At 68.9% G+C, this 17792-nt stretch carries 17 protein-coding genes; 4 read left to right on the top strand and 13 right to left on the bottom strand.

The window, feature by feature from the left end:
• Nucleotides 1-6: 6 nt before the first annotated feature.
• The 6 genes from ACY34J_RS07290 to ACY34J_RS07265 form a co-directional block, all read right to left on the bottom strand.
• Nucleotides 7-3855, bottom strand: coding sequence for a multicopper oxidase domain-containing protein (locus ACY34J_RS07290; RefSeq protein WP_462725375.1), 3849 nt, complete (start codon nt 3853-3855; stop codon nt 7-9).
• A gap of 69 nt (nt 3856-3924) precedes the next feature.
• Nucleotides 3925-5220: a methyltransferase domain-containing protein gene (locus ACY34J_RS07285; RefSeq protein WP_462725376.1), complete on the bottom strand. Its 1296-nt coding sequence runs from the start codon at nt 5218-5220 to the stop codon at nt 3925-3927.
• Entirely contained in the window at nt 5217-6053 is an 837-nt protein-coding gene (locus tag ACY34J_RS07280) for an iron-containing redox enzyme family protein (protein WP_462725377.1), read from the bottom strand. The genes ACY34J_RS07285 and ACY34J_RS07280 overlap by 4 nt, the downstream gene beginning before the upstream one ends.
• Nucleotides 6050-6832: a dihydrodipicolinate synthase family protein gene (locus ACY34J_RS07275; RefSeq protein WP_462725378.1), complete on the bottom strand. Its 783-nt coding sequence runs from the start codon at nt 6830-6832 to the stop codon at nt 6050-6052. The genes ACY34J_RS07280 and ACY34J_RS07275 overlap by 4 nt, the downstream gene beginning before the upstream one ends.
• A 40-nt stretch (nt 6833-6872) precedes the next feature.
• Complete coding sequence (locus tag ACY34J_RS07270) at nt 6873-7400, bottom strand: DUF6190 family protein (protein ID WP_462725379.1); 528 nt, start codon at nt 7398-7400, stop codon at nt 6873-6875.
• Nucleotides 7390-8577: a pyridoxal phosphate-dependent aminotransferase gene (locus ACY34J_RS07265; protein WP_462725380.1), complete on the bottom strand. Its 1188-nt coding sequence runs from the start codon at nt 8575-8577 to the stop codon at nt 7390-7392. Before ACY34J_RS07265 ends, ACY34J_RS07270 begins: the two co-directional genes overlap by 11 nt.
• Nucleotides 8578-9032: 455 nt before the next feature.
• Here ACY34J_RS07265 and ACY34J_RS07260 point away from each other — a divergent pair, with 455 nt between their 5' ends.
• Entirely contained in the window at nt 9033-9647 is a 615-nt protein-coding gene (locus ACY34J_RS07260) for a TetR/AcrR family transcriptional regulator (RefSeq protein ID WP_462725381.1), read from the top strand.
• A 93-nt stretch (nt 9648-9740) separates the two neighbouring features.
• Here ACY34J_RS07260 and ACY34J_RS07255 read toward each other — a convergent pair whose 3' ends face one another.
• Together ACY34J_RS07255 and ACY34J_RS07250 are read right to left on the bottom strand one after the other, a co-directional pair.
• Nucleotides 9741-10319 (bottom strand): YceI family protein, encoded by a 579-nt coding sequence (locus ACY34J_RS07255; RefSeq protein ID WP_462725382.1) that lies wholly within the window; start codon nt 10317-10319, stop codon nt 9741-9743.
• A gap of 90 nt (nt 10320-10409) precedes the next feature.
• Nucleotides 10410-10739 carry a rhodanese-like domain-containing protein gene (locus ACY34J_RS07250; RefSeq protein WP_462725383.1) on the bottom strand — a complete coding sequence of 110 codons (330 nt, stop codon included), beginning with the start codon at nt 10737-10739 and terminating at the stop codon, nt 10410-10412.
• Between the two features lie 92 nt (nt 10740-10831).
• Here ACY34J_RS07250 and ACY34J_RS07245 point away from each other — a divergent pair, with 92 nt between their 5' ends.
• The 3 genes from ACY34J_RS07245 to ACY34J_RS07235 all read left to right on the top strand — a co-directional run bounded on the left by ACY34J_RS07245 (nt 10832) and on the right by ACY34J_RS07235 (nt 13768).
• Nucleotides 10832-11287 (top strand): MarR family winged helix-turn-helix transcriptional regulator, encoded by a 456-nt coding sequence (locus ACY34J_RS07245; protein WP_462725384.1) that lies wholly within the window; start codon nt 10832-10834, stop codon nt 11285-11287.
• A 177-nt stretch (nt 11288-11464) separates the two neighbouring features.
• Entirely contained in the window at nt 11465-12706 is a 1242-nt protein-coding gene (locus tag ACY34J_RS07240) for a cytochrome P450 family protein (RefSeq protein WP_462725385.1), read from the top strand.
• A gap of 612 nt (nt 12707-13318) precedes the next feature.
• Entirely contained in the window at nt 13319-13768 is a 450-nt protein-coding gene (locus tag ACY34J_RS07235) for a DUF1931 family protein (protein ID WP_462725386.1), read from the top strand.
• Between the two features lie 110 nt (nt 13769-13878).
• Here the strand turns inward: ACY34J_RS07235 and ACY34J_RS07230 are convergent, their stop codons facing one another.
• The 5 genes from ACY34J_RS07230 to trxA all read right to left on the bottom strand — a co-directional run bounded on the left by ACY34J_RS07230 (nt 13879) and on the right by trxA (nt 17790).
• Complete coding sequence (locus ACY34J_RS07230; protein WP_462725387.1) at nt 13879-14310, bottom strand: DUF2267 domain-containing protein; 432 nt, start codon at nt 14308-14310, stop codon at nt 13879-13881.
• 76 nt (nt 14311-14386) lie between these two features.
• On the bottom strand, nt 14387-14887 hold the full coding sequence (locus ACY34J_RS07225; RefSeq protein ID WP_462725388.1) for an Hsp20/alpha crystallin family protein: 501 nt from the start codon (nt 14885-14887) through the stop codon (nt 14387-14389).
• A gap of 463 nt (nt 14888-15350) precedes the next feature.
• Complete coding sequence (locus ACY34J_RS07220) at nt 15351-17072, bottom strand: FAD-dependent oxidoreductase (protein ID WP_462725389.1); 1722 nt, start codon at nt 17070-17072, stop codon at nt 15351-15353.
• Nucleotides 17072-17335: a UBP-type zinc finger domain-containing protein gene (locus ACY34J_RS07215; RefSeq protein WP_462725390.1), complete on the bottom strand. Its 264-nt coding sequence runs from the start codon at nt 17333-17335 to the stop codon at nt 17072-17074. The genes ACY34J_RS07220 and ACY34J_RS07215 overlap by 1 nt, the downstream gene beginning before the upstream one ends.
• 5 nt (nt 17336-17340) lie before the next feature.
• Nucleotides 17341-17790, bottom strand: coding sequence for a thioredoxin (trxA, locus tag ACY34J_RS07210; RefSeq protein ID WP_462725391.1), 450 nt, complete (start codon nt 17788-17790; stop codon nt 17341-17343).
• Nucleotides 17791-17792 lie beyond the last annotated feature (2 nt).

Here is a 17792-nt window from a genome sequence, read left to right as displayed (position 1 = left end):
CGCCCATCATTCGCCGTCGCCCATGGCACCGTCATGGGCCACGCCGGGGTCGGGCGGGTCGGGCACGTGTCCGCCGGCGGTCGCGCTGTGGTCATGGGCCTCCCCCACCCGGACCAGCCCCCACCATCCCTCGCTGACTCCCCAGTGGAGGTTGCCCGTCCGATACACGTAGTCGCCGGGGTGGTTGGCGCGGAAGCGGACGGTGCGGGTACTGCCGGAGGCAAGGGCGCCAATGGTCGAGACATAGTGCCCGCGCCCCGTCTCGGAGGCGTCCCAGACCTGCCCGTGGACCGTGAAGCATTGATTGCGCATACGGGAAGCGCCGACCACGAGATGGATCGCCGCCTGGTCGCCGGGCCGGCAGCGCAGCAGCGGCGTCGGCGGCTCGGGGGCCGCCAGCACAGGGTCCAGCGGATGCAGGGCCGCGGTGCGGTAGTTGTACGCCTTCTGGCCCGCGTCGTCGGGACTGTCCGAGAACAGGTCGGTGACCGGCTGGGTGAGGTCCCCGTCGTGGTAGAGACGCAGGCCGTCCTGGGTGACCAGAACGAGTTCCCGCACCGGCTCGGCGTCCGGGCGGCGTACCACGGACAGTTCGCCGGTCCAGCGTTCCCGGCCGGTCCGCGGGTCGTACGGGGTGGCGTCCGACTCCTCGACGACGAGCGCGCCCACCAGACCGCGGCGCATGTGCGAGACGGGGTCGGCGAACGAGCGCAGCAGTACGACGCCCGGTTCCCCGGCGTACCAGCGGTAGGTGCGGGCGCCGCCCGGCTTGACCGTGCTGTCCTCGTTACGGCCCACCGCTGCGCCGTCGTCCGTCCGTACGTCATAGCCGAGCAGCGTGGGGTGGAGTGACACTCGGCCGGAGACCGTCCGGGCGCCGGGATCCTGCTCGGCCATCAGCCCGGGGTCGTGGGGGTTGGCCGCGGGCACTGCGTCAAGCTCGTTGATCAGGGTCACCTCGACCCACTCTCCGGCCCGGCAGCGCAGCACCAGCGGCGTACGGCCCGCGTCGGCGCCGTGGTCCCCGTCGACGGTGCAGACCAGGCCGTACGGATCGGTGCGCCGGTCGCTGTACTCGATGACGCGGGCGCGGGCGCGCACGGTATAGCGGCGGGTGGCGCGCCGTTGCGGCAGGGCAGGGGCGGCCGAGGCCCGGGCGCCGGGCAGTGGCGGCAGGTCGGTGCGGCGGCGCTCGTGCAGGCGCAGCAGCCCCCAGCAGCCCAGCCACAGGTCGTTGCTCGCGCTGAACGCCCAGAGGTGGTCGCCAGGACCCAGGGTGGCCGGGTCCAGGGCGAGTTCCGCGACGTTGGAGATCCCCAGCGTCTGCTGGTTGCGCCAGGGGGTGTCGGGTCGGCGGGCCCACTCCCGCCAGCGGGCGCCGTGCAGGGTGAAGCTGTGCTGCAGATCGTGCGAGCCCTGCAGGATGTGCACCCGCAGGTCCTCGCCCGGGTAGCCGCGCAGCAGCGGTGTGCCGGGGTCGCCGTGGACGGCGCTGGAGAACCAGTCGGCCGGGTCGCCGCCACGCACGGACAGCGGGGCGCAGCGGTAGTTGACGCCCATGACGCCCTGGTCGTCCGGGGCTCCCGGGAAGGGGGGCGGGTTGATGGGCCCGCCGTGGTCACCACCGTGGCCGCCGTGCCGCACCATGGGCACGAAGTCACCGATGGCCAGGACCATCTCGCGGTGGGAGCGTCCGTCCGGGAGCGTGATGACGGCCTGGCTGCCGCGCCTGAGCGGCTTGGAGTGGTCGGCGGGCGATACCCACTGCGCGCCTTCGGGCTCGGCCATCAGCGCCCCGAACAGGCCATGCCGCTGGCGGTGGTTGGCGAGCAGGTGGTCGTGGAAGAGGACGGTGCCGAATGCCTGGTCGACATACCAGCGGTAGGTCCACGAGTTGTACTGCCGGAACGCCTCGTCACCCTGGTCGGCCGTGGTGGTCGCGGAGATGTAGTTCCAGCCGACCGCGGAGCCGTCGGAGACGAGGGGGTCGTACTTCACCAAGTGGGTGTGGAGCCCGAGTTCGGGCTGGAACGCCAGCCCGGGGTCGAAGGCGGTCTCCTTCTGGGGACCGTGCGGCAGGGCGTTGGTGAGGGTGAGCTCCAGCACCTCGCCCTGGTTCGCGCGGATCACCAGCGGTTCCAGGGTCCGCTCCCCCTTGGCGAGCTGTCGTTTGAACTCCTCCAGTCCGCCGGCCTCTTCGATCTCCTCGGCGAGTACGTAGAACATGCCGTTGTGGTCGTGCCAGGTGACGGCGTGCGGTTCCGTCGGATCTCCGTGGTAGTGGAGCGTGCCGCCTGTGACCACGAGGTGATAGCGGCGCACCGGCGCGCCGGGCGGCCCGATCCTGGTGAACGCCTCGCCCGGCTGCGGGTCGTCGACGAAGGCCTCGGCCTCCAGTTCGGTTGGTTCGCGCCCCATGCCCGGCGGCTGCAGCGGGGTCCGCGGCGGCCTCGGGTTCTTCTGCGGGTAGGAGGCCGACCCGGCCACGAAGGCGGGGAACCCGGGGCGCTCAGGTGTGGGGAGCGGTGGCCGGTCGCGGTGCGGCAGTGGTACGAGCTCGGGGATGGGGCGGCCGTCGGGATAGCGGCCGGTGCCGTCCTGCAGCGTGTCGAAGATCCGGAACAGTCCCCACATGCCCATGTGGAAGTGCACATACATGTGGCAGTGCCAGATGGAGTCCCCGACCGCCCGCTGCGTGGAGCCAAGTCCGCCGATCAGGTCGAGTGTCATGCCCTGCTGCGGGCTGATGCTGACGGAGTCGACGATCGGTGAGTTCTCGTCGTGCGGGTCCGCATGCCACTGGTGCAGGTGGGTGTGGAAGACATGGGTGTCGCGCATGCCGCCGTGGACGAGCCGGATGACGGCGGGGTCGCCCACGTAGCCCGGCAGTACGGGAGTCGAGGGGTCGCCGAACATCCACGAGCTGTGGTGCATCTCCTCGCCGATGACGGCGTCACGCTCCGGATCGAGGACCCCGTCCTCGATCATTTTCTGGTAGCGGTACATCCGCCATTCCATGGGCTCGATGCGCAGATTGACCGGCAGCATCGCCACGTTGGGCGTGGTCAGGTCGTCGATGGTGTCGGATGCGTGCGGGGTGGCCGTGGGCGCCCCGGCGCGGAGGGTGTGCTGGACCACCGGTGCGCCATGCCCACCTCCGTGGCCGTGGCCCGGCATCGCGGGGGTGACGGGGTTGTGGTTGTTGGGGTACTCCATCATGACGATGACGTACTCGCGGAAACTGCGGTCCTTCAGGTGCACGTCCGCGTACAGCCCGCTCGCGAGTGGGCCGCCCGTCTCGGGGTCGGTCCAGGTGGCGTTGGGCGGCTCGACCACCAGGGCGCCGACCATGCCGTGACTCTGGGTGCCCTCGCCGCGTGCGTCGGACATGTCGCCGAAGTGGAATACGCCCTCGTGCTCGCAGACCCACTCGTACACCCGGGCCTCGCCGGGCGGAACGGCGCTGTCGGGGTTGGCACCCGCCGCGAGTCCGTCCATGGTGCGGGCGTCGTAGCGCACACCCTGCATCGTCATGCCGACGGGGCGCGGCAGTTCGTTGCTGAGCCGCACGCGCAGCCGCTCGCCGCGGCGCACGCGGAGCACGAGCGGCCGGGCCAGCGGGTGCGGACCGGGCACGCGCTCGGGTTCCTCCAGATAGCTGGGGAAGGGATCGGGCCAGGTGGCTGCGACCTCGCGCAGTTCCTCGGCGTCCCGCGCCAGGACGTACAGGGTCCCCTCGCGGTCGTGGTCGCCGAACTCGTTGTGGGCGATGGGCACCTGCAGTGCCACGACGTCGTATGTACGGACCGGGCGTCCGTCCCTGGTCTGCTCTGCCGGTGTCAGTGAAGTGCTCATGGGTGTGCGTCCCCCGTTGGTGTGTCCGGTGCGTGGCCGCGCCCCGCGGTGGTGCGGCGCGCGGCGTACTCAGGCCTGGTCGGGCCGTGTGCTGTGGGCGAACCGGGCGACGGTGACGTGGCCGGAGATCACCGAGCCCTCCCATCGGTAGACCTGGCCGAAGGAGCCGTCCGCCGGATCCGCTCCGTCATCGGGGCGCTGCCGGCTGAAGGCGACCGCGATCCGGTCCCCGCGCCGCACGGGTACCGGTTCCGAGATCGGCAGATAGGCGTGCTTCCAGCTGTCGGAGGTGGTGGGTGCCTCGATGTCGTCGCCGGAGATGTCCAGGGCGACGGTGTCCGAGAGCGTGGCGACGAAGTAGCCCTTGAAGCCGGTGAACAGGCCGTCACGCTGAACCGTGTAGACGAGCGGCACCCGGTAGCTGGTCCCGTGCGCGGCGCCGGCGGACTGGAAGTCGTAGCGGCGCACCAGGCGGGGTGCGGCGAGCTGGCCCAGTACTGGGATGATCGCGTCGTAGTACAGGTCGAAAGGGTCGCGGGCGCCGCGCCGCCGCAGCAGCTCGGCGAAGCCCGCTTGCCCCGCGGCGTCCTGCGGCGCCCCCTCGCGGAGCTGTTCGTGAGCCCGCTCCGCTGCCACCGGTACGAGATAGCTCTCCACGGACTGGGGCAGCATGCTGCCGCCCGGGCGCAGGAAGCGCCGGCGGGCATCGTCGAGGATCTCGACGCAGTTCTCGTTGTCCGCGAGGTTGCCCATGATCTCGGAGATGACGAGGTCCACCCGTTCGGGAAGTTCCAGGTCGAAGGAGTACCCGGCCAACGGGTGGAAGCGGTCGCCGAATCCGGCGGCGGCAAGCCGCTCGGCCGCGGTGTCGAGGATCTTCTCATTGAGGTCGATGCCGTAGACGCGCTCGGCGCCCGCCTCCAGAGCCCAGCGGGCGAGGATGCCGGTGCCGGTGCCCAGGTCGAGCACCATCGCCCCGGGGCGTACGGCCTCGGCGATCGCGGCCTGGTACGACTCCATCCGCAGCCGGTCGCCGAGCATGAGGTCGTGGAAGCCGTCGTCCCAGTCGAGCAGCCGCTCGGAGGCCGGCAGCCACAGCTGTTCCGCCTCGTAGAACTGCCCCAGTACGCCGGCCCGGTGGACGGTGAGCGCCTCGTCGGCGGGGCCGGCGACAGGGCAGCCGGTGGTGAGGTCGAAGCTGGTGCGGTGCAGCGGGCAGGTGATGCGGAGGGTGCGGGGGTTGACGTATCCGTGGACAAGGCGGCCCAACCGATGGGTGCACGCCCCGTCGATCACGAACTCCCGGCCGGCGACCCGGACCCGCACCTGGCCGCTTGGCAGTTCTTCGAGCACCGCGTCGTTCATGCCACCTCCTTCGCCCGGGTCACGGCGGCGTCGAAGGCGCCGCCGATCAGCTCGGAGAGCAGCTGCGCACCGATCCACACTTTGGTGGCGTCGATCCCCTCTGCCGTCTCGCATTCCTTGATCGCGAGCTGCATTTCCTGCATGTGGAAGGTGTCGATGTGCAGGTGCTCGGTGTAGTACCGCCCGTTGGCGATGCCGAGCCGGGCGCAGGCCCGGGCCTGGACGGTGAAGGCGTCGGGGATGGCGGCCTCCAGGTAGGCCAGCGCGCCGAGGAAGTACTCCACATCCTCGGCGCGCTGGGTGAGCCAGTAGAAGACGTTCAGGAACTGGAAGGTCTCATCGCCCGTGGTGTCCAGGAAGCTCTCGATGTCCTGCGGCAGTCCCAGCTCGGCGAGCAGGTTGAGGTAGAGCTGCGAGTGGGCCTGGCGCAGATTGCCGCAACCGAACTCGTCGATGAGGACGCGCATCACGGCCATCTGTGCCCTGATGGGCAGGCGGGGTATCGCGGGGAAGAAGTTCTGCGCCTCGGTGAGCCCGTCCAGCGCGAACTCCCGTACGACGTGGGCGAACTGCTCACGGGTGGCCTTCTCGGCGAGATAGCTGCCGGTCGAGCTGCCCGCGCGTTCCCGCGCGAGCAGCTCTTCGAGCCGTTCGGTCCACTCGGCGCGGGAGGCGAGCGGCTGAGTGCCGGCCGTGACGCGGGCGAGCAGCGGTTCGATCCACTCGGCTTCGAGTGCTTCGATCTCCGCCACAACCGCCGCGGCCGGCCGGCTGCGGTTGAGGATGAACAGGCGCTTGTGCGCGCTGCCGGTGAGCTGCGGTGTCACATTCACTGCGGGACCTCCTTGTCTGTCTCCAGCACTCCGCGTCGGTATAGCTCGGTCTTGAGGGAGAGGTACCAGTCGTCGCGCTCCAGTCCGTACCGCACGCAGGCCTGCTGAAGCCTGGCCGCGTGCTCCTCGGAAGGGTCGGTCAGCAGCGCGGCGCACAGGGCGGGTTCGACGTTGCCCAGGGCGACGACGCAGCCGTCCACGGGCCCCGACTCCAGCAGGAGGTGCTCCAGCCCCTGAAAGACGGGCACGCCTGGTCCGGCCGCGATCAGCTCCCGGGTGAACCGCGCGCTGCCCGCGGAGTCCTTGACGCCGGCCACGCCCCTCAGCGCACAGATGCGCAGCAGGGTGCCGAGCTCGAGGCTGTTTCCCGAGACCGCGGACTCGTGGTACATGACCACCGGCAGACTGGTGGCGCGGGAGATGTCCTTGTAGTGCTGGTACATCTCCTCCTGGGTCACCTCGGGCCCGTACGGTGTGGTGGCCACGACGGCGTCGGCGCCGATCTCCTCCGCGGCCCGGGCCCGGGCGACGACCTCGGCCGTGGTGGGCCGCAGCACGCCCGCCAGGACCGGCAGCCGATCCGAGTGCCGGACCGTGGCCGCCACCATGACCTGCCACTGACGATCCGTCAGCGACCCGCCCTCACCGGTGCTGAGGGCGGGCAGCAGGGCGTCGGCGTGCGGGTGTACCGCGGCGACCAGCCGGGCCACGCTCTTCTCGCACACCTCTCCCGCGTCCGTGACAGGTGTCACCATCGCCACTGTCACTCCGCTGATCACGCGGTGGCCTCCCTCCCCCACCGGTCCTCGCTTACGGGACTCACAGCGCATCAGCGGGGACGCGCAGCGCCAGTGACTGCTGGTAGAGGCCTTCGAGCGGTTCGGGGAAGGCGGGCGTGGGCCCGGTGGGGGACTCGGGAGCCCGCACGGGCAGGTCGCGGTGGTGCAGCAGCCGGGGACTGGGCGTGTGCAGCAGTCCCTTGCGGTTGAGGACCATGCCCAGCAGCAGCCTCTCGTGGACGGGGAGGTGGCCCGGGATCTCCTCGTCTTCCGTGCCCCGGCGCACATCGGCCTCGTCGTATCCCACGCGTCGGATGTCCATGACGGTGTGCAGGTTGTCCATGAACGGGTAATAGACATCCTGGAGTTCGCGGCTGAATCCCCAGATGATGTCGTCGCAGCGGCCCACCTGCTCCAGGCTCATCACCAGCCGCCCCTGCAGGTGGGCGACGAAGAACGCCTTGCAGGACCACCGCACCGCGTCGTCCGTACTGTTCATGCCGAGGAACAGCGCGGCGTCGGCGTACGCCGCCGCGTCCTGCCCGGCCGGGTGCGGGTCAGCAGGCATGGCGGTCGAGCACCTCGCGCATCCGTGTCATCGCGTCGGAGAACGTCTGCGGCTCCCGGGCGAGCGCGAACCTGACGTAGGAATCGCCCCGGTCGGGCTGGCTCCAGTAGAAGTACCGGCCGGGCAGCACGTAGACCTCTTCGTCGCTGAGGATCCGCTGCAGGTCGGTGGCGCTCAGGGTGGGGTGGTTGATCTTGGCCCAGGCCACACTGACGTTGGCGATCGGGTCCTGGTGCTCGAGGATCGTACCGTCGAGGGCCTTGCGTATGGCCTCGCGGTTGAGGGTGAGCACCTGGCGTACGGAGCCGAGATCGTCGCGGCGGGAATCCTCGATGTACTGCGTGAGCATGTTGAGGACGAACGGCGAGACGTTGAGCAGCACACTGGTGTGCAGGTTGTAGACCTCTTCGCGGATGTCGTCGCTAGGGGTGATCATCGCGCACTTGGCATCCTGCACGGGCCAGGTCTTGCCGGTGTCCTCGATCGCCAGGTAGGAGACGCCCGAGCTCTCCAGCAGCTCGTAGATGTCGAACCTCGGGAGCTGCGGGTCGAAGAGCGTGAACGAGGCGAAGCAGAAGTCGAAGATCAGCAGCTTGTTGTGGTCCTTGCAGAACCTGATGACCTCTTCGAAGGCCTTACGGCCGTGCTGGAGCAGAGTGAAGCCGGTGGGGTTGTTGGGGTCCACCAGGAACAGCGCGTCAGTGCGGACCCGGCGTTTGAGCTCGGAGTAGATCTGGTCCGGGTCGTGCAGCGCGGATTCGTCGATGGGATAGAGCGGTACGCCCATGTTCGCGAGTACGTCATAGAGGTTGTCGAAACAGGGTTCGACGAGCGTGACGGACATCCGCTGCTGCTTGAGGTACATGCCGGCGACCATCGTCGAGATGGACGCGGCGTAGGAGAGCATGGTCTTGTTCTTGGCCAGCGCTGTGGGCTGCCGGTGGAGCCGGAAGAATGCCTCGGTGAAGCGCTGTTCGTACGTCGCCTGGAGCCCGTTCTCCGCCTCGTACCACAGCTCGGGCAGCCGGGAGACGATCTCGCGCTGGGCGGTCGACTGCCGCTGGTGGGTGTGGGCGTCGGCGAGGTTGAACCTTGTGCGCAGTGCCTGGATTTCGTGCTGGGTCAGGTCGACGAGCTGCCGGTTGTCGGATCCGGTCATGATGCTGTGCGGGTTCACTCTTCCTCCGGTCATGTCTGGACGAGCCGTGCGGAGATGGACGCGCAAAGCGACGCCCGAAGCCCGTTGCCGGGCCGGCGTATCGCGGGAGTTCGCATGTCGGTCGCCTGCGGCCGCGCTGCCGCCGGGCACGGCGGGGCGGGCACGGCCAGCAGTCAGGGATGCGATGGCAGCGGCAGTGGCTGCCTCAGCAGATGAAACGTGCCGCAGTGGGCGGGAAGCCCGAATCGCTGTTCACGGACGGCGCAGAGCCTGTGATACCTGCCATTGTTTCCCCCCGGTTAAGCGGACTGCGGTCCGGATGGAAACGATGGCACGGCCGGGGCTCAACAGACAAGGCCGGAATCGGCGAGTTGGAGAGCCATTCCCGCAACCGTCACCGGGCTGCCAAGTGCCGGGCGGCTGTCTGTAGACTCCCCCAAAGCCCAGCACACCCTCACCATGGACGAAGCCACGTGCACGACCGGCAGGTCGGCGAGCTCACCGACCTCACTCACCGGCCGCCGCCCCGCGAACGGGCGGACGCCGCACGCAACCGCAGCCGCATCCTGGCGGTCGCCGCGGAACTGTTCGGCGAGCACGGCGTCGAGGGCGTCTCGCTGGACGCCATCGCGGCACGGGCACAGGTCGGCAAGGGCACGCTGTACCGCAGATTCGGCAGCAAAGCCGGACTGGCTGTCGCCCTGCTGGACGAGGAGGACAGGGAGTTGCAGCGGCGGATCCTCTTCGGCCCGCCTCCACTGGGGCCCGGCGCCGACGCGGCGGCCCGCATCACCGCGTTCTTCGATGCCTATCTCGACCTGCTCGACGCCAATTTGGAGCTGGTACGGCTCTCGGAGACCACCGCGCCCGGTGTCCGGTACCAGGTGGGGTCGTACCGCTTCTGGCAGCGCCATCTGTCCATACTGCTCGCCGAGGCGCGGCCCGGGATGGACGCCGAGGCCACGGCCCACCTCCTCCTGGCGGCACTCGACGCGGATCTCCACCACGCGCTGCGCCGGCGCAACGTCGGCCCCGGCCGTGCCCGTGCCGCGCTCGGCGAGCTGGTGCGGCGGCTGCTGGGTGGCTGAAACCCCTCGCCTCTCGGGGCGGCGCTTCCGTATACAAACGGGTCCTGGGCACGGCGGTCGCGCCCAGGACCCGCGGAGGCTCCGTGTGGTGGCTCAGGCCTCCCTGATGGCCTCGATCTCCAGCGCCAGCTCGATCTCCTTGGAAACCAGGATGCCGCCGGTTTCCAGGGCCATGTTCCAGGTCAGGCCCCAGTCCTCGCGGTTGATCTTCCCGCGGGCGGAGAAGACCGTACGGTCGTTGTCCCACGGGTCCCGCGCATAGCCGAGGTACTCGACCTCGAGCGAGACAGGGCGCGTTACGTCCTTGATCGTCAGGTCGCCGTTGAGCGTGCCGGTCTTCCCGTTCCAGCTCACCGAGGTCGACGTGAAGGTGGCCTTCGGGTGCTTCTCCACATCGAAGAAGTCCTCGGAGCGCAGGTGGTCGTCACGCGTCTTGTCGCCGCTGTCGACACTGGCCATGTCGATCACCGCGGTCACCGTGCTGTCCTCGGGCCGCTCACCGATGTTCACGGTGGCGTCGACGCTGGTGAAGCGGCCGCGCACCTTGGTGAGCATGAAGTGACGTCCCACGAAGCCGACTTCGGCGTGCCCCGGGTCGACCTTCCAGGGGCCGGCGGCCGGGAGTTCGACGCCATCGACCACGCGGGTGGGCGAGGTTGCGCTTTCGGTCATCGGTCTTGACCTCTCCTCTTTCGCACACATTGCCTTGATTGCCCTGAGCGGACGTTATGTGCCGTGAGTACCCTCAGGTTTCAGACGTACTCAGGCGCCGGACTCGGTGGGCAGACCGGCTCCGATCCAGTCCTCCTTGCCGTCCTTGTAGGTGTAGACGTTCTGGTAGCCGAGGTGGGCGAGCCGGTTGGCCGCGATCGTCGAGTTCGGGCAGGTCACACCGGTGCAGTAGAGGATGACCGCCGCCTCCTTGTCGGGCAGCAGTCCGGGCGCGAGCTCGTCGACCTGGTCGTGCGGCAGGTTGAGGGCACCCGGCAGGTGGGCCTCCTTGTAGTACGACTCCGGGAGGGCCTCGACCGCCGTGGCCGTGCCCGCGTCGATCTTCTGCTTGACCTCGTCGCGGGAAAGATTCTGAACCATCTCGCCAACCTCCGAAGGGGCGCGGTAAGTGCGTACGCACACACCTTAACAAGTGCGTGCGCACACATGCAATCGCGGGATAGAATTGCAAGGTGACAGACCGGGATCATCGACTCGAGGCATGGCGTGCGCTGCTGCTCGCCCACAACACCGCCGTGCGCGCCATCGAAAGAGATGTCCAGAGGGAGGGACGTGTCCCCCTGACCTGGTACGACGTGCTGCTCGAACTCAAAGCGGCCGGTGCGGGCGGACTGCGCATGCAAGAGGTCGCGAGCCGCGTCGTCCTGAGCCGTACCCGGGTGAGCCGCCTGGTGGACGAGATGGTCCGGGCCGGCCTCGTCCGCAAGCTGCCCGATCCCCACGACAAGCGGGTGTCCTGGGCCGAGATCACCGACGACGGCATTCAGGCGCTGCGCGAGACCGCGCCGGTCTACCTGCGCAGCATCCGCCGTCACTTCTCCGCGCACCTGACGGACGAGGACGCGATGGTCATCGCAAGCGCCCTGTACAAGGTCGCGCAGCGGGACAGCGACGTCGACTGGGGCTGACCATCAGCCCCGGGCTGGTGAGTGGCTCATCGCGGGATAGGCATCTCGCGGCATGGGTAAGGCAGTTGGGGCGACAGTGGAAGGGCTGGCCCCTCCACCGGTGTCCTGACCGCCTCGCCCGTGCGTTCCCACCGACCAGCGTGCGCATCGGCGCACCGAGACCTCTGGAGCCAGTGGATGGAATCTGAAACCCCTCCCCTCGTCATCGACCCCTTGGGCGGGGACATCCACGGCGAGGCCGCCCGTATCCGGCAGCGGGGGCCGGCAACGCTGGTGGAGCTCCCCGGGCAGGTGCTGGCATGGGCCGTCAGTGACCAGGACCTGCTGAGGGAACTGCTCACCGACCCTCGCGTATCAAAGGACCCGCGCCAGCACTGGCCCGCGTGGATCGACGGGCGGATCACCCCCGACTGGCCGCTGTTCACCTGGGTCGCGGTGCAGAACATGTTCACCGCGTACGGCAGCGACCACAGGCGGCTTCGGCACCTGGTCTCCCCCGCCTTCACGGCACGCCGTACCGAGGCCCTGCGGCCGCGTATCGAGCGTCTGACCGCCGTCCTCCTCGAGGAATTCGCCGCTGTCCCCCCGGGAGAGGCGGTGGATTTACGGGAACGGTACTGCTATCCGATCCCGATCCAGGTCATCTGCGAGCTCTTCGGCGTCAGAGACAGCGGCATGCGCAACGAGCTGCGCCGCCTGGTCGACAGCGTCTTCAACACCTCCGTCTCCGCGGAGGAGGCGGCGGCCACCTTCGAGGGTCTGCACACCGTGCTGGCCGGCCTCGTCGCCCTCAAGCGCGAGACTCCGGGCGATGACATGACCAGTGCCCTGATAGCGGCTCGTGACCAGGACGGCGAGCGGCTGTCGGAGGCAGAGCTGGTTGACACCCTGATACTGATGATCAGCGCCGGGCACGAGACCACGGTCAATCTGCTCGACAACGCGATTCATGCCCTGCTGACCCACCCGGACCAGCTCCGCCTGGTCGTCGAGGGCAGGGTGTCCTGGAACAATGTGATCGACGAGGTGCTGCGCGTCCAGGCACCTGTGGCGAGCCTGCCCCTCCGTTACGCGGTCGAGGACATCGAGAGCGGGGATGTGCGGATACGGAAGGGGGAGGCGATCCTCGCCGCCTACGCTGCCGCCGGCCGGCATCCCTCGGTGCACGGTCAGGACGCCGACCGCTTCGACGTCACGCGGGCGAACAAGGAGCACCTGGCCTTCGGACACGGTGTCCACTACTGCCTCGGGGCACCGCTGGCCAGGCTGGAGGCCGGAATCGCCCTGCCTGCCCTCTTCGAGAGGTTCCCGGACCTGGCACTGGCTGTCCCGGCGGACGAGCTGAAGCCCGTGGAGTCGTTCATCTCCAACGGCCACCGCAGCCTGCCGGTGCTTCTGGTCCCGGCGCCCCGGGCGTAAACCTCCGTCGCACTGGCCCGCGCGGGCATGATGGGGCATCCCCCGCAAGCGGCCGGGCTGTGGCCGAAACTCATCGGCGGGCGCGTTGTACGCATGTGTGCGGCCAACCACCGCCGGCCAGGGCCGGCCCGCACGCTCGAGCAGTGGGCCCGCGACCACGCCGACGACTTCCGCCGGCGTCCGCCCCCTCCCGGTACAGCCGGGAGGGGGCTGTCCGGACGCCACCCCGCGCAGGGATGGCCTGCGCGCCGGCCGTGCGCTTCAGCGGGCGGGAGACGGCCCGGGACCACCCGGGAGCCGCTGAGCGCCGACATCTGGAAGCCCCTGAACCGGGTACCGAGACCGCACCGGCGAAAGGACACCGCGCATGGCGGCGGGCCCCGGGTCGCGACGCCGAACTGAGTCCCCGGGGAAGTGGAGTTGAACGAGGCCACGACGTGGCCACGACGTGATGCCGCGGACGGAGTGCCACCCACCCTCTGCCCCTGCCAGCAGCAGAGGGGGCGGTGCGATTCGTCCCTGCGTGCCCATGCGATCACGTGACCCACGAGCCAGGGTGAAACCGAGCGCGACGGGTGGACCGCCCAGCGCCAGACCCCGGAGGTTGGAGACATGACCGTGATGTCCGTGTCCAGGTTCGAGAGGTTCTTCCGAGCGGCGGCGGGTCTGGACGTCGACAAGAACGATCTGAAGCGCTACAGCGACTTCATCGACGAGAAACTCTACGATCTGTTGATCGTCGCCCAGGCACACGCGAAGGCCAACAATCGGGATGTGGTCCACACCTGGGACCTGCCGATCACCAAGGGACTGCAGGAGACCATTCACCGCTTCAGGGCGCTCGACCACGAGATCGAGCTGCAGCCCATCCTGGACCAGATCGCCTCCCACCCGCTCCTGGACCGCCAGCCCGACGAGGAGACGGAGTCGAAGTACCCGGAGATCGTCGGCGGACTCAGCCTCGCACTCGCCCAGACGTTCAGGATTCTCTACCCGGACATCAAGAACCCGCAGAGCCACCACTGGGACACGGTCCGGAAGGTGTTCGACCTCCTGCTCTGAGCTTGTTCGAGCTTCTCTGAGCACGTCCGCGGACCGGCCCCGCCCGAGCGTCGGGCGGGGCCGGTCCGCGGGCAGGCCGCGATCCGTCTAGCGGGCAGGCCGCGATCTGTCTACGTCGGGATGACCGCGGCCAGCGATGCGGGCAGAAGGGCCTTGATGTCCTCCCACTCCCCCTTGCTGACGTGACGCTCGAGGGCCTGCAGGACGGTGCGCACCAGTTGCTCGATGCTGCCCTCGATCGCATAGGGGAAGTTCTCCCGGACGCGCCGGAAGAATTCCTCGCTGTCCATCTTCACGGGCGTTTCCCTGGGCTTCCACCCGTCGTAGTAGACGCCGCGCAGCAACGTCGGAAGCTGTGCACCGAACTGCGCGACCTCGTCGACCGTCAGCCGGTCCCGCAAGGGGTGCAGCACCGCTCGCACGGCCGCGTACGACTGGTTCCGGCGCTCCTTGGGCCATCCGTAGGCCGTTTCGATCTCCTTGAGGAGCCGGTTGACCTTGTCCACCATGGTGTCGAACGAGGAAAAGCCTGTCTCAACCATCTTGGGTCCTTCCCGTGGCTGCGGCGGCACCGGGGCAACGGGGCCGCCGCAGAAGAAAGAGCCGGGTCTGGCGGTCTCAGCCGCCGCCCTTGCTCTCGCTGACCTCGGTGATCTCTATGTGACGGGGCTTGGCGACCTCCGCCTTGGGGACGGTGATCGTGAGCACACCGTCGGACATGGCGGCCTTGACGCCTTCGGTGTTCACCTCTGCCGGAAGCAGCATCCGGAACTCGAACTGGCCGGTACGGCGGGTGCCTCGGCGCAGTATGCCTTTGCGCTCGCGTTCCTTGATCTCCCCGGTCACGACCAGTTCCTGCTTGTTGACCTCGATGTCGATGTCCTGCTTCTTGGCCCCGGGGAGTTCCAGCTCTATCTGGAAGGCCTCGTCGGTTTCCGTCACATCGGCCAGCGGCGTCCATGCCGCTGCGGCTACCGCGGGGACGGCAGTTCCGACGGTGGATTCGAGCAGACCGCCCATCTGGTTGAGCAGGTCGTCGAATTCCGCCAGCGGACTACGCCTCCAGCCCAGCGGACGCTCCAGCGTGGCCTGACGCTGTCGTCGAACGGGCATGGTCATTACCTTCACCTCCGTCATATGGATGGTTCGCTGATGTGTCCCCCACCCGGCTGGGCTGACCGGCCGGGCGGTGCGTAGCTGTGATGGGGCAGGCTCACCGCGCGCGACTCACGGATCATTGCGCGCAGTGCCACAATGTTCTCCAGCGATTGCTGTCCGGCCCGTACGCCGAAGACCGGTTCCGCCAGTCCGCCGAGGGCCATGGCCGTGTAGGGACCTGCGTGGTGACCGTGCCCAGTTCTCCGGTGGTAGCGCTCATAGGCCTCTCCCCGCTTCCCCTTCACGGTGGCAAGCGCAGGGCCGCCACACCTGCGCCTGCGGGGGCGAAAGCCCGCACCGCCGCTCGACCTCCGAGCGCAGTGACACAGGGCAACATGAGTGAGTTCGGCACACCTCGCCCAGGGAGTGCGTCCCCTGCACACGGCGTGCTCACGCAGTACGTGTGTCCGCATGGTGTCCGCGCTCAGCTCGTACCGGCCTGAGCCGTGTGGCCGAGATGTTCGTGCACCAGGTGGACGGCCATCGCCCCCTCACCGACCGCCGAGGCCACCCGCTTGACCGAACCACTGCGGACATCACCCGCCGAGAAGACCCCCGGCAGATTGGTCTCCAGTATCAGGCAGTTACGGCCTCGGCCTTCCCACAGGTCGGGGGTCGCGCAGGCCTGGGCGTCGGCACCGGTGAGGACGAAGCCGCGGGAGTCGAGCGCGAGCGAGTCGGGGAGCCAGGCGGTGCACGGCTGAGCCCCGATAAAGATGAACAGGGCACGGGCCTCCAGCTCGCGGCGCTCTCCGGTGCGGTTGTTCTCCACCACCAGCGACTCGAGGACGTGTTCGCCTCTCAGCTCCCGTACCTCGGTGTGCAACATGACATTGACCTTGGGGTGGCGCTCGACCTGATCGACGAGGTAGCGCGACATGTTGGCGCCAAGGTCTCCGCCCCGCACCAGCAGATGCACCCGGGGCACCCGGCTCGCGAGGAAGAGTACGGCCTGGCCTGCGGAATTACCGCCTCCGACGACGGCGACCGGGTCCATCCGGCACTGCTGGGCCTCAAAGACGGTCGCGGCGTAGTAGACGCTCGCTCCTTCCAGGCGTTCGAGCCCGGGGACGTCCAGCCTGCGGTACTTGGCGCCGGTGGCCAGGAGGACGGTGCGGCCGACGGCCTCGCTGCCGTCCGCGAAGGTGACGCTGTAGCCGCCGTCGCGGAGCTGCAGCGCGGTGGCCTCCGCCGGAATGCTGATCCGGGCGCCGAACTTGCGCGCCTGCAGGGCGGCCCGCTCGGCGAGCTCGGCACCGGTGATCCCCGCCGGGAAGCCCAGATAGTTCTCTATATGGGACGACGTGCCCGCCTGGCCGCCTGTGGCGACCGCGTCCATAACGGTGGTCGTCAGCCCCTCCGAGGCCGCGTAGACAGCGGCTGCCAGCCCGGCGGGGCCCGAGCCGACAATGAGCAGGTCGGCACGGCTCTCCTCGGAGACCGGTGCGGGAAGGCCGATGAGCCGGGCCAGTTCGGCGTTGCTGGGGTTGCGCAGCAGCCGCTGGTCGTGCCAGATGACGATGGGCGTCTCCTCCGGGCTGATGCCGAAGCGGCGCAGCAGTGCCTCGGCCTCCTCGTCCGTCTCCAGGTCGATCCAGCGGTGGGGCAGCCGGTTGCGAGCCGCGAACTCGCGCAGCCGCCGGGTGTCGGGCGAGTAGCGCGAGCCGATGATGCGGAAGCCCGCGCCCAGACCGACGAGCAGAGCGCGTCGGCCCAGGTAGGCGCGGAGGATGAGGTCGCCGAGGGCGGGATCCTGGTGGACGGCCTCACGCAGGCGGTCGACCGGGACGGCGAGGACCTCTCCGGGCTCGCGGACGACCGCGGTGAAGAAGGCCACCTGTCCCTGAAGCAGGCCCAGTTCCCCGAGGAATCGCCGTGGACCGTGCACCCTGAGGACGACCTCCTCAGGGGTCCCGAAATTCTCGAGGATGGCGACTGAGCCGGAGAGGATGACCAAGAAGACCTCGCACCGCTCCCCCTCACGGAAGAGCACCTGGCCGGACTCGACCGGGTACCGCTCTCCGAACTCGGCAAGGAAGACGATCTGTTCGTCGGCCAGACGGGGGTAGGCCCCGTACAGATCCGGGGTCTCGAACTCGGTGGCCTCAGCACCCTCCTCCGGTGCCTGGTGGTCTTCTTGCGACATCACACTATGGCCTCGTGGACGAAGCACCAGCGCCAGTTCTCGCCCGGCTCCATGGATCTCACGATGGGGTGGCCCAGGGCACCTGCGTGGGCACGCGCGTGCTTGTGCGGTGATGAATCACAGCAACCGACGTGCCCGCAGGTCAGGCAGAGCCGCAGATGCACCCAGGGGGACCCCAGCCGCAGGCACTCCTCGCACCCCTCAGGGGTGCGAGGAGTGACGGGGCGTACCAGCGAGAGATGCCAGTCGGTCTGGGTGGCCATCGTCTTCACCCTTCCCCAGCGGATTGCCGGCCCGCCGCCGACTCCTCGACCCACGAGCGCAGTACGTTCGCGGGAGCGGCGCCCGCCCTGCGGGCGATCACCTCGCCCTTGTCCAGGATCAGCAGTGTCGGCACGGCCTGAACGCTGAAGCGGGCGGCGATCCGTGGATTCTTGTCGATGTCGACCTTGACGAGTTTCACCTTCCCGGCAAGTTCCTTGGCGACCTGTTCCAGAGCGGGGGTGACCATCCGGCAGGGGCCGCACCACACCGCCCACAGATCGACGAGCACCAGCGGCGTTGCCTTCTCCGCGACATCGGTGAAGTCGTCGTCGCCGGCGTCCACGATCCACGGCAGCGGTGCCTTGCAGTTGCCGCACTTGGGACGGCCCTCCGCTGCCACGGGCACCCTGTTCGTACGCCCGCAGTTGACGCAGGTGGCGGTCTGGCTCCTCATTG

Source organism: Streptomyces sp. HSS9-12 (genome assembly GCF_054963655.1).
Note: the sequence above shows the minus strand (reverse complement) of the source record. Positions and strands in the feature narration are given on the sequence as shown.

Excerpts from the sequence above, each read along its gene's own strand:
- ACY34J_RS07290 (WP_462725375.1), bottom strand. The coding sequence starts at position 3,855 with ATGAGCACTTCACTGACACCGGCAGAGCAGACCAGGGACGGACGCCCG.
- ACY34J_RS07285 (WP_462725376.1), bottom strand. The coding sequence starts at position 5,220 with ATGAACGACGCGGTGCTCGAAGAACTGCCAAGCGGCCAGGTGCGGGTC.
- ACY34J_RS07270 (WP_462725379.1), bottom strand. The coding sequence starts at position 7,400 with ATGCCTGCTGACCCGCACCCGGCCGGGCAGGACGCGGCGGCGTACGCC.
- ACY34J_RS07255 (WP_462725382.1), bottom strand. The coding sequence starts at position 10,319 with ATGACCGAAAGCGCAACCTCGCCCACCCGCGTGGTCGATGGCGTCGAA.
- ACY34J_RS07250 (WP_462725383.1), bottom strand. The coding sequence starts at position 10,739 with ATGGTTCAGAATCTTTCCCGCGACGAGGTCAAGCAGAAGATCGACGCG.
- ACY34J_RS07240 (WP_462725385.1), top strand. The coding sequence starts at position 11,465 with ATGGAATCTGAAACCCCTCCCCTCGTCATCGACCCCTTGGGCGGGGAC.
- ACY34J_RS07235 (WP_462725386.1), top strand. The coding sequence starts at position 13,319 with ATGACCGTGATGTCCGTGTCCAGGTTCGAGAGGTTCTTCCGAGCGGCG.
- ACY34J_RS07230 (WP_462725387.1), bottom strand. The coding sequence starts at position 14,310 with ATGGTTGAGACAGGCTTTTCCTCGTTCGACACCATGGTGGACAAGGTC.
- ACY34J_RS07225 (WP_462725388.1), bottom strand. The coding sequence starts at position 14,887 with ATGACCATGCCCGTTCGACGACAGCGTCAGGCCACGCTGGAGCGTCCG.
- ACY34J_RS07220 (WP_462725389.1), bottom strand. The coding sequence starts at position 17,072 with ATGTCGCAAGAAGACCACCAGGCACCGGAGGAGGGTGCTGAGGCCACC.
- ACY34J_RS07215 (WP_462725390.1), bottom strand. The coding sequence starts at position 17,335 with ATGGCCACCCAGACCGACTGGCATCTCTCGCTGGTACGCCCCGTCACT.
- trxA (WP_462725391.1), bottom strand. The coding sequence starts at position 17,790 with ATGAGGAGCCAGACCGCCACCTGCGTCAACTGCGGGCGTACGAACAGG.